Source organism: Burkholderia sp. AW33-5, assembly GCF_053427615.1.
On record NZ_JBSAXA010000005.1, the window covers coordinates 161,498 to 187,062 of the forward strand.

At 67.0% G+C, this 25,565-nt stretch carries 24 protein-coding genes; 12 read left to right on the top strand and 12 right to left on the bottom strand.

Annotated features, from left to right (window positions below; translation table 11 throughout):
* Window positions 1–198: 198 nt before the first annotated feature.
* Both ACV22V_RS12355 and ACV22V_RS12360 read right to left on the bottom strand, forming a co-directional pair.
* Complete coding sequence (locus tag ACV22V_RS12355; protein ID WP_059690614.1) at window positions 199–522, bottom strand: AzlD domain-containing protein; 324 nt, start codon at window positions 520–522, stop codon at window positions 199–201.
* On the bottom strand, window positions 519–1,274 hold the full coding sequence (locus ACV22V_RS12360; RefSeq protein ID WP_059690615.1) for an AzlC family ABC transporter permease: 756 nt from the start codon (window positions 1,272–1,274) through the stop codon (window positions 519–521). The genes ACV22V_RS12355 and ACV22V_RS12360 overlap by 4 nt, the downstream gene beginning before the upstream one ends.
* Window positions 1,275–1,479: 205 nt before the next feature.
* Between ACV22V_RS12360 and ACV22V_RS12365 the strand changes: the two genes are divergently transcribed.
* From ACV22V_RS12365 to ACV22V_RS12390, 6 genes are all read left to right on the top strand, one after another.
* A complete protein-coding gene (locus ACV22V_RS12365; protein ID WP_059447778.1) occupies window positions 1,480–2,403 on the top strand; it encodes a branched-chain amino acid transaminase in 924 nt (307 codons plus the stop codon).
* 50 nt (window positions 2,404–2,453) lie between these two features.
* Complete coding sequence (locus ACV22V_RS12370; protein WP_448014030.1) at window positions 2,454–2,648, top strand: zinc-finger domain-containing protein; 195 nt, start codon at window positions 2,454–2,456, stop codon at window positions 2,646–2,648.
* A 137-nt stretch (window positions 2,649–2,785) separates the two neighbouring features.
* Window positions 2,786–3,823, top strand: coding sequence for a lipopolysaccharide heptosyltransferase II (waaF, locus tag ACV22V_RS12375; protein WP_059527997.1), 1,038 nt, complete (start codon window positions 2,786–2,788; stop codon window positions 3,821–3,823).
* A 115-nt stretch (window positions 3,824–3,938) separates the two neighbouring features.
* Window positions 3,939–4,385 (top strand): nuclear transport factor 2 family protein, encoded by a 447-nt coding sequence (locus tag ACV22V_RS12380; RefSeq protein WP_006749968.1) that lies wholly within the window; start codon window positions 3,939–3,941, stop codon window positions 4,383–4,385.
* Between the two features lie 33 nt (window positions 4,386–4,418).
* Entirely contained in the window at window positions 4,419–5,456 is a 1,038-nt protein-coding gene (locus tag ACV22V_RS12385) for a hydrolase (RefSeq protein WP_059528000.1), read from the top strand.
* On the top strand, window positions 5,449–6,054 hold the full coding sequence (locus ACV22V_RS12390; protein WP_448014032.1) for a DUF2946 family protein: 606 nt from the start codon (window positions 5,449–5,451) through the stop codon (window positions 6,052–6,054). The genes ACV22V_RS12385 and ACV22V_RS12390 overlap by 8 nt, the downstream gene beginning before the upstream one ends.
* A gap of 31 nt (window positions 6,055–6,085) precedes the next feature.
* Here ACV22V_RS12390 and ACV22V_RS12395 read toward each other — a convergent pair whose 3' ends face one another.
* Complete coding sequence (locus tag ACV22V_RS12395) at window positions 6,086–7,780, bottom strand: M48 family metalloprotease (protein WP_059528006.1); 1,695 nt, start codon at window positions 7,778–7,780, stop codon at window positions 6,086–6,088.
* A 275-nt stretch (window positions 7,781–8,055) separates the two neighbouring features.
* Between ACV22V_RS12395 and moaC the strand changes: the two genes are divergently transcribed.
* From moaC to ACV22V_RS12415, 4 genes are all read left to right on the top strand, one after another.
* A complete protein-coding gene (moaC, locus tag ACV22V_RS12400) occupies window positions 8,056–8,544 on the top strand; it encodes a cyclic pyranopterin monophosphate synthase MoaC (protein WP_448014033.1) in 489 nt (162 codons plus the stop codon).
* Window positions 8,545–8,760: 216 nt separating this feature from the next.
* Window positions 8,761–11,448 (top strand): type VI secretion system Vgr family protein, encoded by a 2,688-nt coding sequence (locus ACV22V_RS12405; RefSeq protein ID WP_448014034.1) that lies wholly within the window; start codon window positions 8,761–8,763, stop codon window positions 11,446–11,448.
* Window positions 11,441–12,388, top strand: coding sequence for a hypothetical protein (locus tag ACV22V_RS12410; RefSeq protein WP_448014036.1), 948 nt, complete (start codon window positions 11,441–11,443; stop codon window positions 12,386–12,388). Before ACV22V_RS12405 ends, ACV22V_RS12410 begins: the two co-directional genes overlap by 8 nt.
* A 79-nt stretch (window positions 12,389–12,467) precedes the next feature.
* Window positions 12,468–13,652, top strand: coding sequence for a WD40/YVTN/BNR-like repeat-containing protein (locus ACV22V_RS12415; RefSeq protein ID WP_448014096.1), 1,185 nt, complete (start codon window positions 12,468–12,470; stop codon window positions 13,650–13,652).
* Between the two features lie 129 nt (window positions 13,653–13,781).
* Here ACV22V_RS12415 and ACV22V_RS12420 read toward each other — a convergent pair whose 3' ends face one another.
* The 9 genes from ACV22V_RS12420 to recA all read right to left on the bottom strand — a co-directional run bounded on the left by ACV22V_RS12420 (window position 13,782) and on the right by recA (window position 22,922).
* The gene (locus ACV22V_RS12420; protein ID WP_448014037.1) at window positions 13,782–14,132 is read right to left on the bottom strand and encodes a TonB family protein; all 351 of its coding nucleotides are present in this window, start codon (window positions 14,130–14,132) and stop codon (window positions 13,782–13,784) included.
* Window positions 14,133–14,542: 410 nt separating this feature from the next.
* On the bottom strand, window positions 14,543–16,321 hold the full coding sequence (locus ACV22V_RS12425) for a PglL family O-oligosaccharyltransferase (protein ID WP_448014038.1): 1,779 nt from the start codon (window positions 16,319–16,321) through the stop codon (window positions 14,543–14,545).
* 165 nt (window positions 16,322–16,486) lie between these two features.
* Entirely contained in the window at window positions 16,487–17,083 is a 597-nt protein-coding gene (locus ACV22V_RS12430; protein ID WP_059690624.1) for a pilin, read from the bottom strand.
* Window positions 17,084–17,180: 97 nt separating this feature from the next.
* Complete coding sequence (locus tag ACV22V_RS12435; RefSeq protein ID WP_059528030.1) at window positions 17,181–17,885, bottom strand: TerC family protein; 705 nt, start codon at window positions 17,883–17,885, stop codon at window positions 17,181–17,183.
* Window positions 17,886–18,043: 158 nt separating this feature from the next.
* A complete protein-coding gene (gene sucD, locus ACV22V_RS12440) occupies window positions 18,044–18,925 on the bottom strand; it encodes a succinate--CoA ligase subunit alpha (RefSeq protein WP_010090788.1) in 882 nt (293 codons plus the stop codon).
* Window positions 18,926–18,989: 64 nt separating this feature from the next.
* Window positions 18,990–20,156 carry an ADP-forming succinate--CoA ligase subunit beta gene (sucC, locus tag ACV22V_RS12445; protein WP_124507860.1) on the bottom strand — a complete coding sequence of 389 codons (1,167 nt, stop codon included), beginning with the start codon at window positions 20,154–20,156 and terminating at the stop codon, window positions 18,990–18,992.
* A 68-nt stretch (window positions 20,157–20,224) separates the two neighbouring features.
* A complete protein-coding gene (locus ACV22V_RS12450) occupies window positions 20,225–20,833 on the bottom strand; it encodes a DUF2889 domain-containing protein (RefSeq protein WP_059528036.1) in 609 nt (202 codons plus the stop codon).
* Between the two features lie 146 nt (window positions 20,834–20,979).
* On the bottom strand, window positions 20,980–21,849 hold the full coding sequence (gene recX / locus ACV22V_RS12455) for a recombination regulator RecX (protein ID WP_448014041.1): 870 nt from the start codon (window positions 21,847–21,849) through the stop codon (window positions 20,980–20,982).
* Window positions 21,849–22,922 (bottom strand): recombinase RecA, encoded by a 1,074-nt coding sequence (gene recA / locus ACV22V_RS12460; protein ID WP_059465716.1) that lies wholly within the window; start codon window positions 22,920–22,922, stop codon window positions 21,849–21,851. The genes recX and recA overlap by 1 nt, the downstream gene beginning before the upstream one ends.
* A gap of 190 nt (window positions 22,923–23,112) precedes the next feature.
* Here recA and ACV22V_RS12465 point away from each other — a divergent pair, with 190 nt between their 5' ends.
* Together ACV22V_RS12465 and ACV22V_RS12470 are read left to right on the top strand one after the other, a co-directional pair.
* Entirely contained in the window at window positions 23,113–23,841 is a 729-nt protein-coding gene (locus ACV22V_RS12465) for a response regulator transcription factor (RefSeq protein WP_059528042.1), read from the top strand.
* Window positions 23,842–23,858: 17 nt separating this feature from the next.
* Window positions 23,859–25,412, top strand: coding sequence for a sensor histidine kinase N-terminal domain-containing protein (locus ACV22V_RS12470; protein ID WP_448014043.1), 1,554 nt, complete (start codon window positions 23,859–23,861; stop codon window positions 25,410–25,412).
* Window positions 25,413–25,565: the final 153 nt, after the last annotated feature.

The following is a 25,565-nucleotide window of genomic DNA, read 5'->3' on the forward strand; positions in this document are numbered from 1 at the left end:
GCCGTGGCTGGCGGTTCGCATGACGCGCACGGGTAAAAAATCTCGAACGGGCATTCTAGCCGATCCATCCGGCAGACTGACCCGTGCGGCGGCGAATTCCGCCTATTTGGGATCGCGCGCGGCCGTCGACACATTTCCGCAACGCAACAATGTGGACGCGCCAGCGGCCGGCGCCCGGCGGACGGCCATGGCGATTCGTCAGAAGATCAGCCGCAGCGCGGTGAAGACGAGCATCCCGACGATGATCGTGCCGAGCATGCTGCGCCGCCACAAAAACCAGCCGAGACCGGCCAGTGCGGCGTAAAACGGATGGTTGGACAGCGCGAACGACAGCCCGGTCGGCGTTTCGAGCACGTCGGGCAGCACGACCGCGACGAGCGCGGCGGCCGGCGCGTAGCGCAGCGCGCGCTGCGCGCGCTCGGGCAGCACGGTGCGTTCGCCGCCGATCAGGAACAGCGCGCGCGTGACGGCCGTGACGATCGTCATCCCGACGATCACGATCCAGATTTCCGTCGCGCTCATTCGATTTCCTTTTCGTGCACGGTTTCGGTGCGGATGCGGCGCCAGTCGGCGCGTTCGACGAAGAAATCGGCCGTGCACCCGGCCGCGAGCGCGGCCAGCACCGCGATCGGCAGCGCGAGCCGGTATGGCAGGTCGAACGCGATCAGCGACACGATGCCCGCGACCGCGACGGCCGCGAGCGTCGAGCGGTTCGCGACCGCCGACACCATGATCGGAAGCAGCGCGAGCGTGCCGGCCAACTCCAGCCCCCAGCTCGCGGGAAAGAAGCTCGCGAGCAGGATGCCGGCGAGCGACGACACCTGCCACGACGCCCAGCTCGCGAGCGCCATCCCCCAGAAATACGCCTCCTTGCCCGGCACGTGGCCGTATGCGAAGCCCTGTTTCTGGAACAGCAGGTAGATCACGTCGCCGTTGAAATAGCCGATCGCGAGGCGCCGCCACAGCGGCAGGTAGGAAAAATGGGGCGCAAGCCCGGCGCTGAAGATCACGAAGCGCATGTTGACCATCGTGGCCGTGAGCAGGATCGTCCAGATCGGCAGCTTCGCGACGAGGAGCGGCAGCACCGCGAGTTGCGACGAGCCCGCGTAGACGAAGATCGACATCGCGCTCGCCTGCCCGAGCGTCATCACCGACTTGCTCATCGCGACCCCGGTGACGAGCCCCCAGGACAGGATCGCCATCAGTGTCGGGGAATAGTCGCGCGCGCCCTGGATCAGCGCGAAGCGGTCGGTGGCGGAGAATCGAGCGAGCATGGGAAGCGGGCCGCGGCGGGCGGTTCGTCGGGCCGCCGGCGCCTCCTGCCGGTACGACCCGTCGTTATTGGAATCGGTACCGGGCGATTATAGCGCCGGCCCCGTGCCGACCGACCGGATCGCCTTCAAATGACGCTAAAATAAGCGTCTTTCCGGCTCAATGCTGCACACAACCCGCTGCACAACTGCTTCCCAGGAGAATCCTATGTCAATGGCCGACCGCGACGGCAAGATCTGGATGGACGGCAAGCTGATCGACTGGCGCGACGCCAAGATCCACGTCCTGACCCATACGCTGCACTACGGCATGGGCGTCTTCGAGGGCGTGCGTGCGTACAAGACGGCCGACGGCAGCACCGCGATCTTCCGTCTGCGCGAGCACACCAAACGTCTGCTGAATTCGGCGAAGATCTTCCAGATGGACGTGCCGTTCGACCGCGAAACGCTCGAAGCCGCGCAGCTCGAAGTCGTGCGCGAGAACAAGCTCGAGTCGTGCTACCTGCGCCCGATCATCTGGGTCGGCTCGGAAAAGCTCGGCGTGTCGGCGAAGGGCAACACGATCCACGTCGCGATCGCCGCGTGGCCGTGGGGCGCGTACCTCGGCGAGGACGGCCTCGCGAAGGGCATCCGCGTGAAGACGTCGTCGTTCACGCGCCACCACGTGAACGTGTCCATGGTGCGCGCGAAGGCGTCGGGCTGGTACGTGAACTCGATCCTCGCGAACCAGGAAGCGACCGCCGACGGCTACGACGAAGCGCTGCTGCTCGACGTCGACGGCTACGTGTCGGAAGGCTCCGGCGAGAACTTCTTCCTGGTGAACAACGGCAAGCTGTACACGCCGGACCTGTCGTCGTGCCTCGACGGCATCACGCGCGACACGATCATCACGCTCGCGAAGGACGCCGGCATCGAGGTGATCGAGAAGCGCATCACGCGCGACGAGGTCTACACGGCCGACGAAGCGTTCTTCACGGGCACGGCCGCCGAAGTCACGCCGATCCGCGAGCTCGACAACCGCACGATCGGCAGCGGCGCGCGCGGCCCGGTCACGGAAAAGCTCCAGTCGGCATTTTTCGATATCGTGTCGGGCAAGAACGCGAAGTACGCGCACTGGCTGACGAAGGTCTGAGTGCGCTGCGCCACCGACCGCCCCACAAAAGAGTGATAAGAGAAAGTCTCATGAGTGAAATCAAGGAAATGCCGCTGATCGAGCTGACGGCCAAGGATCTCCCCGCCTACTGCCCGAACCCGGCCATGGCGCGCTGGAGCGCGCACCCGCGCGTCTTCATCGACGTGTCGCACGGCGAGGCGCGCTGCCCGTATTGCGGCACGCGCTACAAGCTGCGCGACGGCGAGGTGGTCAAGGGCCACTGAGCCCTGGCCGGGCCCGCGGGCCCGCCGCACGCGAGGCGGCGCAGCCGGAACTCCGGCGCGCCGCCCTTTTCCTGTTCTGACAACCCGAACGCGGTGCATGCGCGCCGTGCTTCATTACGACATCGGAAGTCGACCTGATGCGTCGAGCGCTGGTTATCGCACCGAACTGGATCGGTGACGCATTGATGGCGCAGCCGCTTTTTGCGCTGCTGAAAAAGCTCCATCCCCGCATCGCGATCGATGCCGTCGCGCCCACCTGGGTCGCGCCCGTGCTCGAGCGGATGCCCGAGATCCACGATGTCTACGCGACCGACCTCGCGCACGGCAAGCTGCAGCTGCTGCGCCGCTGGCAGCTCGCGACCGACCTGCGTGACGTCGGCTACGACGCGGCGTACGTGCTGCCGAATTCGCTGAAGTCCGCGGTGATCCCGTGGCTCGCGAACATCCCGCTGCGGATCGGCTACACGGGCGAGCACCGCTACGGCCTGCTGAACGTGCGGCACGCGAACCCGGACAAGTCGGCCGAGCGTCCGCCGATGACGACCCACTACGCGGCGCTTGCATATGCGCCGGGCGCGAAGCTGCCCGAGTCGATGAAGACGCTGCCCGCGCCGCGCCTCGACGCCGACCTGAACGAGACGGCGCGCGTGTCCGCACGTTTCAATCTCGATACGCGCAAGCCGCTCGTCGTGTTCTGCCCCGGCGCGGAATACGGCCCGGCCAAGCGCTGGCCGCCCGAGCACTTCGCGACGCTCGCGACCATCGTCCACCAGTCGTTCCCATACACGCAGATCGTCGCGCTCGGCTCGCAGAAGGACGCCGCCGCCGCGCAGGCGATCGCCGACCACGCGCCGAACGTGCGCAACCTGTGCGGGCAGACGTCGCTGTCCGAGGCGTGCGCGCTGATCGCGCGCGCGAACGCGGTCGTGACCAACGATTCGGGGCTGATGCACGTCGCGGCCGCGTTGCGCCGGCCGCTCGTCGCGCTGTACGGCTCGACGGATCCGCGCCACACCCCTCCGCTGTCGGAGCTGGCGAAGGTACAATGGCTGCATCTCGAATGCAGTCCCTGCTTCGAACGCGAGTGTCCGCTCGGCCATCTGAACTGCCTGCGCCAACTCGGTCCCGAGCAGGTATTCGGCGATTTGCGCGGCATGCTCGTCGGGCAGCGCTGACCCTGGCCGGCAGCGTCGCACGACGCGCCGGGCAATCCGATTCACCGGTGTACGGCGGCCCCATCCGGGCCGCCGTGCTGAATACGGCGCGCGACGCGCGCGAGAGATAACCCCGATGCCACGTTTTGCCCGCCTTTTCGAAGCCGCTGCCGATACGCTGAACGCTTACTACCAGGCCGTCGCCGATGCCAATCTCGACGCGCTGCTGGGGTTGTGGATCGACGAGGACTTCGCCAGCTGCGTCTGGGCCGACGGCGAGCATCTGCACGGCCTCGACCAGATCCGCAGCGGGCTGGCGAACCGCCTCGCGACGCGTCCCGTGACGATCGAGCCGCTCGACATCCGCGTATACGATAGTCTCGGCACCGTCGTCTACACGATCGCCGAGGCGCATCAGCAGGCCGACCTGACGGCCGAACCGGACATGGTTTTCGCCACGTACGTGATGATTCACGAACGCGGCGAGTGGCGCATCGCGCATATTCACGCGAGCCCGATTCCCGAACAAGCGGCCGGACAATTCGCCGCGAAGATCCGTCACGGGCAGGGTCCGCTGCACTGACGAAGAACGAAGCAACGCATTAGCGGGGCGATCATGAGTACGGCTTCTCCGCCCACCTCGCCGCTGACCGGGGCCCCGGCCCCCGACGACGATTCATTGCGCTATCGCGCACCGCGCTGGCTGCCGAACAGCCATGCCCAAACCATCGTGCCCGCGCTGTTCGCACGGCGTCCGGCGGTCGCGTACCGACGAGAGCGATGGGAAACCCCCGATCACGACTTCATCGATCTCGACTGGGTCGCGCATCTCGACAGTGCCGCCCCGGCGCCCGACGCACCGCTGTTCGTGCTGTTCCACGGCCTCGAAGGCAGTTCCGGCTCGCATTACGCGCTGGCGATGATGGCCGCCGCGCGCGCGAAGGGCTGGCACGCGGTCGTCCCGCACTTTCGCAGTTGCAGCGGCGAGCTCAACCGGCAGCCGCGCTTCTACCATCTCGCCGACAGCGCCGAGGTCGACTGGATCCTGCGCCGGCTCGCCGCGCAGCATCGCGGGCCGGTCGTCGCGGCCGGCGTGTCGCTCGGCGGCAACGTGCTGCTGCGCTGGCTCGGCGAGCACCGCAGCGACACGTCGATCGTGCACGCGGCCGCCGCGATCTCGACGCCGATCGACGTGCACGCGGGCGGCCTCGCGCTGTCGCAGGGCTTCGCGATGGTCTATACGCGCAGCTTCCTGAAGACGCTGAAACGCAAGGCGCTCGCGAAGCTCGACCAGTATCCGGGGCTGTTCGACCGCGACGCGATGCTGCGGGCCGTGACGATGCGCGACTTCGACGAAGTCGTGACCGCGCCGCTGCACGGCTTCGCGGACGCCGACGACTACTGGACCCAGGCCACGACGCGCCCGCTGCTGCCCGCGATCGACGTGCCGACGCTGATCCTCAACGCCCGCAACGATCCGTTCCTGCCCGAATCCGCGCTGCCGAGCGCCGCCGACGTGTCGCCGGCCGTCGAGCTCGACCAGCCCGCGGACGGCGGCCACGCGGGATTCATGACCGGGCCGTTCCCCGGCCGCCTCGACTGGCTGTCGGCGCGGGTGTTCGGCTATTGCTCGAAATTCGTCGACCATGGATGACATCGTCAGGCAGGCCCTCGCCAAGTGGCCGAACGTGCCGCACTGCACCGGCTGGCTGCTGCTCGACCGGCGCGGCGAATGGCGGCTGCGCGACGACGCCGCGCAGGCCGCGGGAGCGCTCGGCTCGCCGGTCCGGCATGCGGCGCTGAACGCGTTCATCGGGCGCAACTACGACTGCGACGCGCACGGCCAGTGGTTCTTCCAGAACGGGCCGCAGCGCGTGTACGTCGAGCTCGCCTATACGCCGTGGGTCGTGCGCCTGGCCGAACGCGACGGGCAACTCGCGCTGGCCGACCAGACCGGCGCGCCGTTCGAACCGGACGCCGCGTGGCTCGACGACGCGGGCGGCGTGCTGTTTCGCGCGGCCGGCTCGCCGCCGCGCGTCGCGGCGCTGCACGACCATGACCTCGGCCTGTTCGCCGATCACGCGGATTTCGACGCGACGCCGCCCGTGCTGCGCTGGCGCGACGGGCGCACGCTGTCGCTCGGCAACCTCGCCTGCGCCGACGTGCCGGCGACGTTCGGCTTCGTCGCGAGTCCCGCGCAGCGGGCGCGCCGCAGCTCGCCAGATGGCCGCGACGGCAGCGCCGAAAGCTGACGCGCAACCCACCCTGCCCGCCTGACGGCCGTTATCCGCGGCCGTTCTTCTCGTCCTCGCGCTCTTCCTTGTAGCGCGCCTCGAATTCCAGCAGCCGCGCGCCGATGATCGACTGGTCGTAGAACGACACGTCCTTCGCGTCGCGCGCCTCCTTCAGCTGGCGTATCGCCGACGGCCACGCGCCGTCGAGCGCCAGCTTCTCCGCGAGCGCGCGGCGCCGCGCGAGCACGTCGCCCCGGCCGTCGCTCGCCTTCGCGAGATAGTCCCACCAGTCCGGCTGCTCGGGATCCGCCTGCGCCTCCGTGCGCGCGAGCGTCTGTGCTTCGGCGAAGCGGCGCGCGGCGATCAGCGCCTGCAGGTGCGCGACGATCGCCGCGTGCGACGCCGGCCAGCGCCGCTGCGCGAGCGCCGCGAGCCGCACCGCGTCGTCGGTCCGGCCCGCGCGGCGCGCGATGTCGGCGGCGAGCACGTCGAGGCTCGGCGAACTCGTCTCGGGATCGTCCGCGCGCCGCTCGCGCGCGTCGAAAGCGGCACGGGCCGACACGAGCGCCTTGTCGGCCGCGTCGTACTGGCCGAGCAGCAGGTTCGCGAGCGCGATCCCGTATTCGTTCGCCGCGACGTTCGGCGCCGTGCGATCGTCGAGCTCGAGCTGCATCCGGCGCGCCTCGGCCGCGATATCGTTCGGCGCGCGATTCTGCAGAATGCGCAGCCGTGCGCGCACGAAGCCGTATTCGGCCGACTGGCGCGGCTGCCGATATGGCGCGCGGCGTGCGCGATCTTCCATGTCGGCGATCCGTTCGCCCGTCAGCGGGTGCGTACGCGCATAGGCCGGCACGCCCGCGTCGCCCATCGACGCGCGCTCGAGCCGTTCGAAGAAGCCCGGCATCCCGTACGGATCGTAGCCGGCGCCGGCGAGCAGCTGGAACCCGACGCGATCGGCCTCGCGCTCCGCCGACCGCGAGAAGCGCAACTGGTTGTCGACCGCGTACGCCTGCCCGCCCATCGCGATCGCGCTGCCGAGATCGCCGCTGCGCGCGAGCACGCCCGCCAGCACGCCGAGCAGCATCGTCGCGAGCGCCGTGTAGCCGGTCTTCTCGTTCGCGCCGATCATCCGCGCGATGTGCCGCTGCAGCACGTGGCCCATCTCGTGGCCGACCACCGACGCGAGTTCGGATTCCGTCTGCGTCGTGACGACCAGCCCGCTGTTGATGCCGATGAAGCCGCCCGGCATCGAGAACGCGTTGATCTGCGGATCGCGTACGGGGAACAATTCGAAGTCCGGCATGTAGCCGCCGATGTAGCGCGCGGCCGCCGCGGCCGCGAGCCGCTTCGCGATCGCGTTCAGGTAGTCGCGCGCGAGCCAGTCGTCGAGATAGTCCGGGTCGCGCCGCACCTCGCGCATCACGCGCTCGCCGAGACGCCGTTCGGCCCGCGGCGTGAGCGAACCGCCGGAGCCGTCGCCGAGGTCGGGCAGCTCCAGCGCGCGCAGCGGTGCGCGCAGGCTCGCGACGGGCGCGGACGCGCCGTCGGCGCCGGAAAACCGGCTCTCCGCGCCGCCGTAGGTGCCGAATACGCCGGTCGCGATGCCGGACGGCACCGTGGAAATCGACGGCGACGCGCCTGCCGCCGGCTCGAGCGGCAGCGCGGACGTGCGCTGTGCATGGCCGCTCGGCGGCAGCACGAGCGCCGCCGACAGCAACACGGCAAGCAACTGTTTGACACGCATGGCAGGATGAAAGCGACGCCGTCCCGCGCGCCGGGCGCGCATCGCGGCGTTTGGTCTGAATATTCGGGTCATTGTACCGGCGACATCGCGACTGTCCCGCGCGGCAAATGCGCCATCTGCGCGCTTGGCGCCGCGAAGGCCACTGCTATGATAGGCGCCCGTTGAAACGTTGGATCGGATCGGGGTGCGGATACGGGATTCGGCGCCCCCGGCCGATCGCGAAGCCGGATCGAGGGACGTGCTCGCGCGCGCACTCCGTTCCACTGGAGCAAGACATGTCAGGACTTACCCATTTCGACGCCGCGGGCCACGCACACATGGTCGACGTCGGCGGCAAAGAGCAAACGCAACGCATCGCGATCGCGCGCGGCACGATCCGGATGCTGCCGGCGACGTTCGCGCTGATCCGCGACGGCAAGGCGAAGAAAGGCGACGTGCTCGGCGTCGCGCGCATCGCCGCGATCCAGGGCGCGAAGCGCACCGCCGACCTCATTCCGCTGTGTCACCCGCTCGCGCTGACGCGCGTGGCCGTCGACTTCGAACTCGACGACGCACTGCCGGGCGTGCACTGCGTCGCGCAGGTCGAGACGTTCGGGCGCACCGGCGTCGAGATGGAAGCGCTGACTGCCGTGCAGGTCGGTCTGTTGACCGTGTACGACATGTGCAAGGCCGTGGATCGCGGGATGATGATCACCGACGTGAGCGTCAGGGAGAAACGCGGCGGGAAGTCGGGGGACTGGAAGGCGGAGGACGCGGCGGGCTGAGCGGCCCAGGGGCGGTCGGTCGTGCCCGGTACGACCCACGCCCGACCGTCGTTCAACTGCATGACGTGCGCGGCCTCCCCTGTCAGGCCGACGCGCTGACCGTATTTGAAATATCGTTGAAAGGCAAATTCGAGATAACTGCCGTTTATCTCATACAATTACCGGATTCCGCACGGGAGAGCGTGCGACCCAGCACAAAAAAAGCGAGCACGGGTGATGAATTCGCAAGCATTGAGAAACGCGCTGCAGGCCGGGCCGATCCAGGACGAACGACTCGTCAAGCTGGAGACGCCGCTCGGCCCTGACGTCCTGCTGCCCCATCGCGTCAAGGGACGATCGCGGCTCGGGCGTCATTTCGAGTTCACCGTCGACGCCGTGTCGGTGTCCGACGGTATCGAGCTCAAGAAGCTGATCGCGCAGCCCGTCACGCTGCGGATCCAGCAGGCCGACAAGTCGTACGCGCCGCACCACGGGTATGTGCACGCGGCCCGCCGGCTCGGGTCGGACAGCGGCCTCACGCACTATCAGATCGTCTTCGCGTCGTTCCTGCACTTCCTGAAGTTCCGCCGCGACCAGCGCATCTGGCAGGACAAACCCGCCGACGAGATCATCGCCGACGTCCTGAACCAGCACCCGCAAGCCAAGGGCTGCTTCGACTTCAGGCTCCACCGGCCGCTGCCGTCGCGCTCGTTCTGCATGCAATACGAGGACGACTGGAACTTCGTGCACCGCCTGCTGGAATCGGAAGGCCTGTACGGTTTCTGGGAGCAGGCGCAAGACGGCAAGTCGCACAAGCTCGTCGTCGTCGACACGATCGACGCGCTGCCCGCGCTGTCGCCGCAGACCCTGCGCTTTCATCACGCCGGCGCACACGACGAGGCCGACACGCTCGTCCAGTTCTCCGGCACGCGCACGCTGCGCAGCGTCGAGCGCACGACGCGCACGTTCGACTACAAACAGCCGCCCACTGCGTCGAATCCGAAGGCAACCCACACGCCGACGATCGCGAACCAGGGCGACCTGCCGCAGCAGCTCGAAGTCTACGAATACACCGGCGCCTACACGTACCCCGAACAGTCTCGCGGCGACCATCTGTCGAAGATCTGGATGGAGGAGCAGGAGTCGCTTGCGAAGCGCTTTCACGGCACCGGCGGCGTCCGGCGCATGGACGCGGGACGCACGTTCGAGCTCGCCGATCACCCCGAACACGACAAGGACGATGCCGGCCAGCGCCGCTTCGCCGTGATCGAGACGGTCTGGCGCATCGCCAACAACCTGCCCGTCGGCGATCGGCAGGCCAGGTTCCCGCATAGCCTGCAGACCGAAATCGACGATCTCGTGCGGGCCAGCGGCGCGGACCTGCCGCACGTCCGGCATCCGGACGGCAGCGAGGGCATTTTTCAGGTCAGCATCGAAGCGCAGCGCACGACGGTGCCGTTCCGCAGCCCGTTCGAACATTCGAAGCCGCCGATGCATCTGCAATCGGCGATCGTCGTCGCGCCGCAAGGCGAGGAAGTCCATACCGACGAACTCAACCGCATCAAGGTCCGCTTCCACTGGGATCGTCTCAACGACGGCGACGAGAAGGCCTCGTGCTGGCTGCGCGCCGCCGCGTCGGATTCGGGCAATGGCTATGGCGCCGTTCACCCCCATCGCAGCGGCGAGGAAGTGCTGGTCGATTTCCTCGGCGGCGACTGCGATCGTCCGATCGTCGTCGGAAAGCTGTACAACGGTGCGACCCGTCCGCAATGGCACAGCAACGGGATCCTGTCCGGATACCGGTCCAGGGAATATTCGGGCGCCGGCTTCAATCAGCTGGTGCTCGACGACGCGACGTCGCAGAACCGCGTGCACCTGTACAGCAGCCAGGCAAACACGCACCTGCACCTGGGCTACCTGATCGACCATACGGGCAACGACCGCGGCGGCTATCTCGGCAGCGGCTTCGACCTGCGCTCCGACGCATTCGGCGCGGTTCGCGCGAACCGCGGCCTGTACGTCACGACGCATCCGAAACAGCCGGCGAGCCAGCCGCTCGACGTGAAGGAAACGCAAGAGCAGCTCGTCAGGGCGGAAGGCCTGATGGAGGCGATGTCCGAGGTCAGCGCGCAGCATCAGGGCGAGTCGCTCGACGCCGGCCATTCGGCGCTGAAGCAGTTCAGCGACGCGACGCAGAACAGCGTGAGCGGCAGCGCGTCGGGCGGGCGAACCGGCGGCGGCGGAACCGGCAGCGCCAATGCGTTCAAGGAACCCGTGATGCTGTTCGGCAGCCCGGCCGGCATCGCGCTGTCGACGCAGCAATCCGTGCAGTTCGCCGCGGACCGGCACGTCAACCTCGTCAGCGGACAAAGCACGCACGTCGCTGCCGGGAAGTCGCTGATCGCGAGCGTCCTCGACCGGATCAGCCTGTTCGCGCAGAACGCAGGCATGAAGCTGTTCGCCGGCAAGGGCAAGGTGGAAATCCAGGCGCACGCGGACAACATCGAACTGACTGCGCAGAAGGCGCTGAAACTGGTGGCGGCCACGCAGTCGATCGAAGGCGCGGCGGCGAAGGAAATCCTGCTGACGTCCGGCGGCGCCTACATCCGCATCGCGGACGGCAACATCGAGGTGCACGCACCCGGCAAGATCGACATCAAGGGCGCGCAGCACGTGTTCGACGGCCCCACGCACCTGTCGCAGACCCTGCCGACGTTGCCGAACTCGAGCGGCAACTACGACCAGGCGTTCATCGCGCACTGGGCCGGCACCGACATTCCGGTCGCGAACACGCGATACCAGATGTTCTCGAACGGCGCGCTGATCTCGGAAGGCGTCACCAACGCGGCAGGCGAGACGGGGCTCACGCAGAGCCACGTGCCGCATGACGTCATCGTCAAGTTCTTAGGGAAATCGAATGGCTGACGTGCAACAGAAGGACAACGTGCTGGGTACCGGCGCGGGGATGCTGACGCCGACGGGGTACAAGGATCGGCCGAAGGTGGCTATCCAGATCTGCGACAAGCATGTCACGCCGGCGGCGGATTCCATCATCGGTACTTGCCCGTTCTATTACCTGCCGCTTCACGGTGAGTACTGGGAAACGGTCGAGAAGGTCAGCGTGTCGAGCGCATGGGAGACCGTCAAGAAATTCGCAACGTCATGGGATCCGTGGAAAGACAAGAAAGTCGTCCATGAACTGCTGCATCGGCGAGAGAATCTGATCAAACCGAAAAGCATCGATTCGGACTGGTCTCGCCACGGCAATTTCATGATGCGTCATATCGGGTGTGGGCATAAACCGCCCGATTACTATGTGAGTTACGGCTACTACTATTGCTCCGATTACGGCGCCAATCTCTATCCCGCGCTCACGGCAAAAGGAAAGAAATGGCTGGACAACGCACGGTGGTGGCTCCAGAAATACATCGAGATCGGGCTGTCTCAGAACATGCAGGGAAACCAGATCGCATTCAACAGTGCGAAACCGGGAAACGGTAAGCTCTCGATGCAGGTGAAGCGATACGAACTGGAACTGGACAAGGACGGAGACACGTTCAAGACCTTCGCCTTTGTCACTCACCCATTGGCGTACCTGGATGGAGGCCTGGCCGGCCTGCCGGTGTCGGATCTGGTCAAGATCGGCAGACGGCCGAACATAGAGGAATGGGCCGACGAGCGCACGCGCAAACAGGCGATCGACGCGGGCATTCCCGTCGCCAAGGCAAAAGCGCGCGAATGGAGCAAAGACGCGGTCGACAAGGCACGCGAGTGGGGCTCGGATGCCGCCGACAAGGCTCGCGAGTGGGGTTCGGATGCCGCCGACGAAGTTAACCGCGCGCTCGAACGTTTGCTGAAAAAGTGACATGCGAAAACACAAGCGCTGGAAGTGGATCGCCGGTGGCCTCGTTGCCCTGGCCATTGCAACATACGGGTACGTAAATATGACGACGGGCTGGGAGACGATTTCGACAAGCTTCATGCGGGACGATGCGCCGTATGGCGGCGGCAACTTCCGCATCAGGGGCAATGACGTGATGAGCGTCAAGCTCGCCAATCCCGAAGTGACGTTCAAGCCCCAGGCCGAATCGAACCAGCCGCAGCGGCCCGAACCGACCGAAGCATGGATGAACGACACTGGCGAGTTGCTGAACCGCATGACGATCAGCTTCTTCCGCGGCACCATCGACGGAGGGATGAAGCGCCACTTCCAGCAGGTCGGCCAAGAGGCTGCCTGGTGGTACTCGCCGGACTGGACCGTTCAGTTCATCAGCACGTCATGGATGAACTATAAGGCTCCCGAGGCGCAAGGCGGCGACGCGCCGCAAACCACCAAGCTGTGGAAATCGAGTAATGGCGGCCAGACATGGTCGCAACTGCACTGGCCCGAGAGTCAGAACATCGGCCGCCTGCTCTTTCTCGATCCGCAGCGTGGCTACGCGGCTGGCTGGGGCCCCCGCGTATGGCGAACCGCGGACGGCGGAAACACGTGGCAAGCGATCGACGTGCCGGCCGATGCACGCGTCGGCAGCGAGACGCGCCGCGAATTCAATGCCATCAGCCTAGGCCCGGATGGCGTTCTGCGGATCGCCTACTATGTCGCACAGACTGCCGAAGCACCGGCTCATAGCGTGGTCGACCGGCTCGACTGGGGGCAGCCCGCATTCGTGACAGATACGGTGCTTCCAGGCCAGGTCATCACTGCGCTCGACACCACGCCGACCACGCCGGGATCCGAGTCACGCTATTCCGTGTACACGCTGTCGCATCTCGACAAACCGCAGGACGGCGAGGGTCGCGACAACGGTCGCCGGACGGGCGCCATTTCCACGTGGACGAACGACCATCCCGAGGTCGTGCAGCAACTGCGCACGTTCGACGAGAAGCTCACACTCGACAGCATGAGCATCGGTCGCAATGGCCTCTTGCTCGTCTATGCAACCGATCCGAACACCGCAAGCGGCGGCACCGCCGGCGGCGCACCGATCGACCTGACGTTCAGCAGCACCGACGCCGGCAAATCGTGGAATAAAACAACCGACAAGACCGCACAGGGCGGGTACTTCGACGCGCAAACCAACACGCTGTACTGGCTGCATGCCTATACGCTGAAGAAACGGACCTTCTGATCGCGCGCTGAACCCTCAGTGGCCAGCCCTCGCTGCGGCCGCTCGATCGTCAAGATCGCGAACCGCAGCGACCTGTCTCGCGCACGACGGCCTTGGTCGCACACACATCACCGGCCACGGTGCCGCCCGTCACTCACCGCGACGCGGCTCGAACACGAACGGTTGTGTCAGCAAGAACGGATTCGCGGTCGCGCCCGTCTGCGTGCAGGTGGCGTGCGTCATCGCTTCGACTGCCGCGCGATCCGCGGCCGTGTTGCGACTGCTCGTCGTGATCGTGACGTTCTGCGCTTCGCCCGACGTCGTCATCAGCGCGCGCACGAGCACGGTGACGGGACGCGTGAGCGGCTTCGCGCTATCCGGATAGACGGCACGCGGAATGTGGCACGTCAGCTTGCCGTCCTGCGACGACGACATCATCGCGCAGCCGGAAAACAGCATGGCGACAGCGGGCAGGATCAGGTAGGTCGAGCGAATAGTCATGGTCGAATATCGTTCTTCAACACTGTTCTGGGGGAGCGCCGCACGCCGGCCGGTATCGTCCGCGATGCACCGCATTGCGCCGCGGCCCTCGGATCGGCGCCCCGTGACGGCCGCGCGACCGAAGGCTGACCGGTCGCGATCCTGCTTGGCGGTTCCCGGAGATCCGGGCGCTGCGTTCGCGCCGGGCGGCCCACACCGGGCGACCTTGCCTGCGTACGCTTTCGCGCATTGTGCACGCGCCACCTCGCGCGTGGCGGCGATTTGACAATGGTTGACGCGAATCCCGCCGGATTCGGCGGTGATCCATTCTCCGAGAGAAGCAATCGCCGCACCGTCCCGTGCAGCCATCGCTCGCCTGCCTCACCGCGATCCGACCAGCGCCGGGATTCCCCGCCCGGCGCCGCGCGGCGTCACTCGGAATCGTCGTCCGAGTCGTCGTCGTCCGCGTTGGCGGGGACCTCCCCGTACTTCGCGACGACGGCCGCCTTGAACGCTTTCAGCTCCGGCTGCTGATCGCACAGCTTGTACAGCGACGCGAGTTGCTGCGGCCAATCTTTCAACTCCTTCGCGAACACATGCAGGCGCGCGACCGTATCGAGCGCGTCGGCTTCTCGACCGGCCAGCGCCTGCAGCACGGCATAGCGGCGCAACACCGTCTCGCCGGGCAGCAGCGCGATCGCGCGCTCATGCGCGACGAGCTTGAGCGGCAGGTTGTCCGGCGAAATCGCCAGCAGCGTGGCCGCCCCGTAGTCGCCCCACGCACCGAACAGCAGCGACGGCGCATCGCGGTACTGTGCGGCCGGATCGCTGCCGTAATACAGCACTTCCGCGCGCTGGTAGTCGCGCAGCACGGGCACCGACGCCAGCACGCCGCCGAACGACAGCACCGCGAACAGCCCGAACGCCGCGCGGCCCGGCAGGATCCGCAGCGGCTTCACCTCGAGCAGGCCGATCACGAACATCGCCGGCAGCAGGAAGAACATGTACTGCTGCGGATATTCGACGAGCGCATGCATCAACAGGATGCCGATCAGCGCGAGGCCGAACACGCGCGTGCTCGACTGCGGCGCGCGCACCGCGCGCACGAACCATGTCACGAGCGCAACGACGAGCACGCCGAGACCAACGAGGCCGGACTTCGCGAGCAGGTCGATGAAGATGTCGTGCGAGTTGTTCGCGATCTCGACACCGCCGAGCGTGCGCACGAGCGCGAACTGGTGCGACGGGAACTCGCCCCAGCCGACGCCGAGCACCGGATGCTCGCGGAACATCGCGAGCCCGTACTTCCACAGCGCGAGGCGCGGCGCGATCTGCCCCGCGTCGCGCATCCGGTCGGCCGCCGACTCGGCGAGCCCCAGATGGAAATGCACGTTGGCCCAGCGCACCGCGACATTCACCGCGACGAAGACCACCGCGAGCGCGACCGGGATCACCCATGCGCGGCGGTTGCCCGGCGCGCGGCGCGACTCGAGCCACGCCATCCAGAAACCCGCGACGACCAGCACCGCGACCTGCAGCCACGGGCCGCGCGACACCGTCAACGCGAGCCCGACCGACAGCACGATCGACAGCGCGAGCCATGCCCATACCGCGAGCCGGCGCGTCTGCACCAGATACAGCGCGCCCGCGAGCGCGAACGCGATGTAGGTCGCCAGGTGGTTCGCCTGCGCCATGTTGCCGTACGGACGGCGATCGACCGCGATGTTGTACACCACCACGAACGGCGACACCGCGGATTCGAGATGGAACAGCTGCACGATCTGACTCGCGACCGCGAGCATCCCGCCGAGCAGCAGCGCGCCGGACATCATGCGCGCGGCGGCTTCGGCGAGCCCCTCGCGCGCGAGCGTGTAGCCGGCCTGCATCGCGACCAGCGCGGCGGCCAGATACCCGACCGCCAGCCAGTTCATCGACGGTACCTTCAGCGGCATGAGCGCGACCTGCGCGATCAGCACCGCCGCGAACCCGAGCGGCGCGACGAACGCGGCCGGCGCGGCGAACGGCTCCGCCGGGCGGCCCGTGCGTGCAAGCAGCACAACGGAGAGACCCACCAGCAGATACAGCACCAGCGCGGCAAACTCGGAATAGAAGGTCGGGATCGGATACGTGTGATTCGTGATCGAGTACGGCACGATCAGGGCGACAGCCAGCGCAACGAGCGGCAACGAACGGGAAAAAGTAGAAGGCATGAGCGAACCGGATGTCAGCAACCGGCGCACTATACAAAACTTTCCCCCCTCTGTGCGGCCCCGTCGTGCCATCACCCATGCCGTGGAGCGAGCGCAGCCGGCCGGCAGGCACGGCGGGCGCCGCGCCACGCACGCGGCCACGGACTTGCCGGCATGCCCGCGGCACTACGCGCGGCACTCCGCCGGCGCATATTGCGCGGGCAACGTCGCGGCTTCCGCCGGCAACGGGCCCGCGCCCGGCGCCGGGAGCGACGACGCAGACTTCCCGGCGGCAAAACACTCCCACGCGATCGCGCCCGCCTGCATCGCGCCCTTTTTCAGCGGCACGCGCGCGGTCGGCGTGTCGGCCTTGTCCGGGGCGGACGGCACCAGGACGAGCGTATTCGCGCCGGCCGCGGCGACGCGGGGGGTGAACGCCACCGTGATCTGGCCGGTGTCGCCGTCGATGGCGACGGATTCGACGTTGCGGGTGGCGGCCGGCGGGCTGTAGCCGCCGTCGAGGCTCGCGCCGCTCGCGGCGTTGTCGGCCACGGCGAGTCGCGCGGACGAAGCGAGCGCGAGCCCCTCGCCGACACGCGACCGCGCGAGGTAATCCTGGTACGCGGGAATCGCATAGGCCGCGATCACGCCGACGATCGCGAGCACGATCATCAGCTCGATCAGCGTGAAGCCGGCCGGCCGCCAGCGCGGCACCGGCCGGCTCGCGCGCCGCAGATCGGCGGCGAGGCGACGGAACAGGGAAACGGAAAAGGCTTCGAACATGACTGGCTCCGGAAACGAAAAACGCCTGCCGAATCAGGCAGGCGTTTCGATCGTAGCCAGCGGGCCGCGGCCCCGGCAGTCGGCCGGACGGCCAACGTCAATGCGCGTGCGAGGCGCTGCGGCGGCGCCGGAGCGTGTAACCGGCGGCGACGACGAACAGCGCGCCCGCGATGCTCGCGCCGTAGATCGCCGCCGGCGTATCGAGCACCGGCCAGCGGTCGCCGACCGGGTCGTGCACCATCAGCCCGCCGGCGATCCAGCCCAGCAGCCCGGCACCGAGCGCCACGACGATCGGAAACCGGTCGAGCAGCTTCAGCACCAGCGTGCTGCCCCACACGATGATCGGCACGCTGACGACGAGCCCGAAGATCACCAGCGCCAGACGGTGCGACGGATCGGCCTGCTCGGCCGCGCCGGCGATCGCGATCACGTTGTCGAGGCTCATCACGGCGTCGGCGATCACGATCGTCTTCACCGCGTCCCACAGCCGGTCGGCCGGCTTCACGTTGTCGTGCGCGTCGGCGTCGGGCGCCATCAGCTTGACGCCGATCCACAACAGCAGCAGGCCGCCGCCGAACTTCAGGAACGGCACGTCGAGCAGCACGACCGCGAACGCGATCAGCGCGACGCGCAGCAGGATCGCGCCGGCCGTGCCCCACACGACGCCGCGCAACCGCTGGTTGGCCGGCAGGTTGCGGCACGCGAGCGCGATCACGACCGCGTTGTCGCCGCCGAGGAGGATGTCGATGATGACGATCTGAAACACCGCGCCCCAGTGGAGCGACGTCAGGAATTCAAGCATGAGCGGTATCGGGTGCGAGGCAACGGCTGTCGGACAGGCGCGCCGGGTGAATGCCGGGACATGCATCGCGCATGCCCGGGGCTTACAAATTCATTGCGCGAGCATAACAAAAAACGCCGGCGAGGCCGGCGTTTTTTGCAGGACGAACCACGCCGAAATTACAGCGCCTTCTTCAGCAGGCGGCCCATTTCCGACGGGTTGCGCGTGACGGTGATGCCGCACGCTTCCATGATTTCCAGCTTCGCTTCGGCCGTATCCGCACCGCCCGAGATCAGCGCGCCGGCGTGGCCCATGCGCTTGCCCGGAGGCGCCGTGACGCCAGCGATGAAGCCGACGACCGGCTTCTTCATGTTGTCCTTGATCCACTGAGCGGCGTTGGCTTCGTCCGGACCGCCGATTTCGCCGATCATCACGACCGCATCCGTGTCCGGATCGTCGTTGAACATCTTCATCACGTCGATGTGCTTCAGACCGTTGATCGGGTCGCCGCCGATACCGACCGCCGACGACTGGCCGAGGCCCAGTGCCGTCAGCTGAGCAACCGCTTCGTACGTCAGCGTGCCCGAACGCGACACGACGCCGATGCGGCCCTTGCGGTGGATGTGGCCCGGCATGATGCCGATCTTCAGTTCGTCCGGCGTGATCGTGCCCGGGCAGTTCGGCCCGAGCAGCAGCGTCTTGCGGCCTTCGCGACGCATGCGGTCCTTCACTTCGATCATGTCGCGAACCGGGATGCCTTCCGTGATGCAGATCGCGAGATCCAGGTCGGCTTCGACCGCTTCCCAGATCGCAGCGGCTGCGCCTGCCGGCGGAACGTAGATGACCGACACGGTCGCGCCGGTTTCTGCCTTCGCTTCCTTGACGCTCGCGTAGATCGGAATGCCTTCGAAGTCTTCGCCGGCCTTCTTCGGGTTCACGCCCGCGACGAATGCTTCGCGGCCGTTTGCGTATTCACGGCAGGCGCGCGTGTGGAATTGACCGGTTTTGCCGGTAATGCCCTGCGTGATGACCTTCGTGTCCTTGTTGATCAGAATCGACATGTATTTTGACCTCTGTTCGATTGGCGTCGCGTATCTGCCGCGCCGCCATGCGTATTCGATAGCGTTACTTGCCTTCGGCAGCCGCGACGACCTTCTGCGCAGCCTCTTCCATGCTGTCCGCCGAGATGATCGGCAGGCCCGAATCGGCCAGCATCTTCTTGCCGAGGTCCTCGTTCGTGCCCTTCATGCGCACGACGAGCGGCACGTTCAGGTTCACGGCCTTCGAACCGGCGATCACGCCTTCCGCGATCACGTCGCAGCGCATGATGCCGCCGAAGATGTTCACGAGGATCGCCTTCAGGTCCGGGTTCTTCAGCATCAGCTTGAACGCTTCCGTGACCTTCTCGGTCGTCGCACCACCGCCGACGTCCAGGAAGTTCGCCGGCTCGCCGCCGAACAGCTTGATCGTGTCCATCGTCGCCATCGCGAGGCCTGCGCCGTTCACGAGGCAGCCGATGTTGCCGTCGAGCGAGATGTACGCGAGGTCGAACTTCGACGCTTCGATTTCAGCCGGATCTTCTTCGTCCAGGTCGCGGTACGCGACGATTTCCGGGTGGCGGAACAGCGCGTTCGAGTCGAAGTTGAACTTCGCGTCGAGTGCGATGACCTTGCCGTCGCCGGAGACGTTCAGCGGGTTGATTTCAGCCAGCGACGCGTCGGTTTCCCAGAATGCCTTGTACAGGCCTTGCAGGATCGCGCGCGCTTGCGGAATCGAAGCAGCCGGCACGCCGATCTTCGCGGCGAGGTCGTCGGCCTGGGCGTCCAGCAGGCCCGTCGACGGCTCGACGATGACCTTGTGGATCAGTTCCGGGTGCTTTTCGGCGACTTCTTCGATGTCCATGCCGCCTTCGCTCGAACCCATCAGCACGATCTTCTGCGAGATGCGGTCGACGACGAGGCTGACGTACAGTTCCTGCTTGATGTCGGCGCCTTCTTCGATCATCAGGCGGTTGACCTTCTGGCCTTCCGGACCGGTCTGGTGCGTGACGAGCTGCATGCCGAGGATCTGGTTCGCGTATTCGCGGACCTGCTCGATCGACTTCGCCACCTTCACGCCGCCGCCCTTGCCACGGCCACCCGCGTGAATCTGAGCCTTCACGACCCACACCGGGCCGCCCAGCTCTTCTGCCACCTTGACGGCCTCTTCAACCGAGAACGCCGGCTTGCCGCGCGGTACCGCGACTCCGAATTTCCGCAGGATTTCCTTACCCTGGTACTCGTGAATCTTCATGCGTGATTCCCTTCAGTCTGAGAGTTGGATGAAATGTCGCTTAAGACGCTTCTTCGAATGATTTCCGTTCATTCCTTCGTGCTGCCCTCACCGGGCAAGTCCGGCCGGTTCGTGCCATACCAGCGCGGGTAGTACTGCCGCACGACCTCGCCGTCGAACCGCAACGCCCGGCAGCGGCCGAGCTGGAAAGGCGGTTCGGCGTGCTCGCCGTCATGGTCCGGTCCTTCGCCTCCCTCCTCGCGCACGTTCCATACGTCACCGGCGAACGCCTGGATCGCTGCCGTCGGCAGCACGGCGCACAGTTCGGTGAGATGGGAACAGCCTGCGACGCCGGCGAGCAGCCGGTTCGCGTTGCGGCGGAAATTGCGGAAGAGATTGAGCCCGATGAGGGCCCGGTAGGCGGGAGGGGCGGATTGACAGTGACCGGGATAGGGAACCCACTCCGAAGACGCTTCGGCGTCGACGACATTGAGGTCACGATCGATAGTCACGCGCAGCCAGAGTTCGTGGATCGGCAGGCCTTGGGGCCGGATGCCCGACGCAAGCGCGACATCGCGCGGCTTGTGGTCGGTCAGGCAGGCTTCGATGTCCCACAAGCCGTCGCCGCGCTCGTAGGCTTCCGCTCGGATTGCGCGTCGATGTCGCAACTGACGGGGCACGGGCTCGGATAGCGGCATGCTGGAGGTTGAGGCCGAAGAGGAAAACCCGTGGATTTTAGCATATTGGGTATTTGAGGCATCCGGCCGCGACGGCGGGTATTCCCGCCTGTCCGGAAACGGTTGCGTTGCAGCAAAATCGCGCGCAGCGCGCGCGACCGAACCGGTCAGTCGTCGATCGGGAAATCGTCGCCGACCTTCAGCAACTTCACGATGGTCGAGCTCGAGAAGCCGCGCGCGGCAAGGAAGCGCGCCTGCTTCGCGCGCTCGGCGGGCGTTTGCGGCAGTGCACCGAATTTCTTGCGCCAGACGGCCTGCGCGCGTGCCCACTCGGTCTCGCGCAATTGCGCATTCACTTCCTCGACGAGACTGTCGCCGACCGCATGACGCTTCAGTTCGCTGACGATGCGCGCGACGCCGACGCGCGATGCGCGGCGATGCACGAGGCTCTCGGCAAAGCGTGCGTCGGACAGCCAGCCTTCCTTTTCCAGTGCATCGAGCACCGGCTCGATGGATTCGTCCTCGCCGACGTACGGTGCGAGCTTGCGCGCGAGTTCGGCCCGGCTGTACTCGCGCCGGGACAAATAGCCGAGCGCGCGGCCCTTCAGCGAACGCGGCGGTTTCGACGACTTGCGCTCGGCGGCACCGGATGCGTCGTCTGAAGCAGTGCCGGCGGAACCGCCGGACGCACTGCGCGTGCGACGCGGATGCTGGCTACTGCGCGTATACACATCTTCCTTGACCGACGCAGACGCATCGGCCGCGCGCTCGCCCGGAAAGCTGACACCGGACACGCGACGGCGCGACCGGTCGTGCGCGTCGAACGATTCGTCGTCGTCGAACGGATCGACCGGCGCGATCATCTCAAACGAAACGAGGGCATCCTCGGATGCCCTCGTCGCGGTGCGGTTCGCGGCACGACTGCCCGCGCTCCGCCGGTTGGCCCCCGAGGATTCGGCTTGCCGGCCGGAGCGACCCGCCGTGTCGGGCGCGTCGCTCGGTTCCGGTTCGCCAGCCTGACCTCGGCGCCCGACCATCACTCTTCTTCGTCCATCGCCTCGGCTTCGTCGAGCCCTGCACCATCCGGCATGGCGGCAACGCCGAGCGACTCACGAATGCGGTTTTCGATCTCGCGCGCGATTTCCGGATTCTCGCGCAGGAATTCACGCGCGTTGTCCTTGCCCTGGCCGATCTTCTCGCCGTTGTAGCTGTACCAGGCGCCTGCCTTGTCGACGATCTTCGCCTGCACGCCGAGATCGATGATCTCGCCCTGACGCGAAATGCCCTCGCCGTACAGGATGTCGAAGATCGCCTCGCGGAACGGCGGCGACACCTTGTTCTTGACGACCTTCACGCGGGTTTCGTTGCCGATCACCTCGTCGTTCTTCTTGATCGAACCGATGCGGCGGATATCCAGACGCACCGACGAGTAGAACTTGAGCGCGTTGCCGCCCGTCGTGGTTTCCGGGTTGCCGAACATCACGCCGATCTTCATCCGGATCTGGTTGATGAAGATCACGAGGCAGTTCGTGCGCTTGATCGTGCCCGTCAGCTTGCGCAGTGCCTGCGACATCAGGCGAGCCTGCAGGCCCGGCAGCGAATCGCCCATCTCGCCTTCGATTTCGGCCTTCGGCACGAGCGCCGCGACCGAGTCGATGACGATCATGTCGATCGAACCCGAGCGCACCAGCGCGTCGGTGATTTCGAGCGCCTGCTCGCCGGTGTCCGGCTGCGAGATCAGCAGTTCCGGCACGTTCACGCCGAGCTTCGCCGCATATTGAACGTCGAGCGCGTGCTCGGCGTCGATGAAGGCTGCCGTGCCGCCCAGCTTCTGCAGTTCGGCGATGACCTGCAGCGTGAGCGTGGTTTTACCGGACGATTCCGGACCGTAGATCTCGACCACCCGGCCGCGCGGCAGGCCGCCGACGCCGAGCGCGATATCGAGACCCAGCGAGCCCGTGGAGACGACCTGGATGTCTTCGGCCGCTTCGCCGTCGCCCATCCGCATGATCGATCCCTTGCCGAACTGCTTCTCGATCTGCGCGAGTGCGGCCGCCAGCGCCTTGCTCTTCTCGGCGGTCATCCCGGAGCCCTTCTTGCTATCTTCCATGAATCGTCCTTTGCTATGATGAGCAGCGTCTGTCAGAGGCGCGCCCGCTTTCAAGCGCTGCCCACGAATGCAGACACTGTATAAAAAAACAGTGTTTTATGCAAGCCCGCAATGCAGGCTGCGTTGTACACGGATAACTTCGGAGACAGCCGCGCCGGCGCGAACGCCCCGCCGGCCATCGGTCAGCAACATGCGAATTCTCATCGCCGAAGACGACAGCATACTCGCGGACGGCCTCACCCGGTCACTCCGCCAATCGGGCTATGCCGTCGACCACGTGAAGAGCGGCGTCGAGGCCGATACCGCGCTGTCGATGCAGTCCTTCGACCTGCTGATCCTCGATCTCGGGCTGCCCAAGATGTCCGGGCTCGACGTGCTGAAGCGCCTGCGCGCGCGCAATTCCAATCTCCCCGTGCTGATCCTGACCGCCGCCGACAGCGTCGACGAGCGCGTGAAGGGGCTCGACCTCGGCGCGGACGACTACATGGCCAAGCCGTTCGCGCTCAACGAGCTCGAGGCGCGCGTGCGCGCGCTGACCCGGCGCGGGGCGGGCGGCGGCCCGACCGTCGTGCGCCACGGCTCGCTCGCGTTCGACCAGGTCGGCCGTATCGCATATGCGAACGACCGCGTGCTCGATCTGTCCGCGCGCGAGCTCGGGCTGCTCGAAGTGCTGCTGCAGCGCATCGGCCGGCTCGTGTCGAAGGAGCAGCTCGTCGACCATCTGTGCGAATGGGGCGAGGAAGTCAGCAACAACGCGATCGAAGTGTACGTCCACCGGCTGCGCAAGAAGATCGAGCCGAGCGGCGTTCGGATTTCCACCGTGCGCGGCCTCGGCTACTGCCTCGAGAAAGTCGCGCCCGCGGCGCCGGCCGACTCGCCCGCGCCCCAGTCCGCGGCGGCCGGCACGCCGCTGCGCTGAACCCGGCCGTCGCCGCGATGGCCACGCCGGCCCATTCCCGCCATTCGACCGGCGATCAACCGTCCGCCGCCGACGCCGCGCGCGACGCGCGCTATGAGAACCCGTTCGCGCCGCCCGACGAAACCGACACGCCCGAGGCCGCGCGGCCGCGCTCGCTGTTCGGCGAAATCCTCGACTGGATGCTCGCGCCGCTCCTGCTGCTGTGGCCGATGAGCATCGCCGTCACCTATCTCGTCGCGAAGACGATCGCGAACGGCCCGTTCGACCGCGCGCTCGAGACCAACGCGTACGTGCTCGCGCGGCAGATCCATCCGGTCAACGGCGTCGCCGAGCTGACCCTGCCGCAGCAGACGCGCGACTTCCTGCGCGCGGACAACGTCGACAGCGTGTACTTCCAGGTGCTCGGCACGCGCGGCGAGCTGGTCGCGGGCGAGGCCGACATGCCGCTGCCGCGCGACGAGGACCGCCCGCCGCCGGGCGTCGTCGTGTTCCGCGACGACCTGCTGCGCGGCAACGACGTGCGCGTCGCGTATACGACCGTCGCGCTGCCCGAGTCGAACGGCACGCAGCCCGTGCTCGTGCAGGTCGGCGAGACACTCGACAAGCGCAACGCGCTCGCGAACGACATCATCAAGGGCGTGATCCTGCCGCAGTTCGTGATCCTGCCGCTCGCGATCCTGCTCGTCTGGTTCGGGCTGTCGCGCGGGCTCGCGCCGCTCAACGCGCTGCAGGCGCACATCCGCGCACGGCGTCCCGACGACCTGTCGCCCGTCGAGGCGCAGCGCGCGCCGCCCGAGATCGAGCCGCTCGTCACGTCGTTCAACGACCTGCTCGCGCGCCTCGAACAGAACATGGCCCTGCAGAAGCGCTTCATCGCCGACGCCGCGCACCAGATGAAAACGCCGCTCGCGGGGCTGCGCACGCAGGCCGAATTCGCGTTGCGCCACCCCGTGCCGCCCGACGTGCAGCGTTCGCTCGAACAGATCGCGACGAGTTCCGAGCAGGCCGCGCGGCTCGTCACGCAACTGCTCGCGCTCGCGCGCGCCGAGAACCGCGCGAGCGGGCTGACGTTCGAGCCGGTCGAGATCGCCGCGCTTGCACGCCGCACGGTGCGCGACTGGGTGCAGGCCGCGCTCGCGAAGCGCATGGACCTCGGCTACGAAGGCCCGGATGACGACGCGCCGCTCGAGGTCGACGGCAATCCCGTGATGCTGCGCGAGATGCTCGGCAACCTGGTCGACAACGCCATCCGCTACACGCCCGAAGGCGGCCGCATCACCGTGCGCGTGCGGGCCGAGCGTGCGGCGCGGCGCGTGCATCTCGAAGTCGAGGACACCGGGCCCGGCATCCCGGCCGCGGAACGCGACCGCGTGGTCGAACGCTTCTACCGGATCCTCGGCCGCGAAGGCGACGGCAGCGGCCTCGGGCTCGCGATCGTGCGCGAGATCGCCGCCCAGCACGGCGGCACGCTCACGCTCGACGATCACGTATACCAAAGCGCGCCGCGCCTCGCGGGCACGCTCGTGCGCATCAGCCTGCCGCTGTCGGACACCGCGCCGGATCAATCCTGATACGCGCGGGTCCGTACCGCGCCGCGATCGCATCGAAACCGGCGCTTTAACCCCGATTGCGACAGGATCGGAGCGCGAAACGACCGATTCGGCGCGGGTTAACGCGCAGTCGTTTTGTGCCCGCGAGTCAGTGCGCCGTAAGTTTCCGTGCCA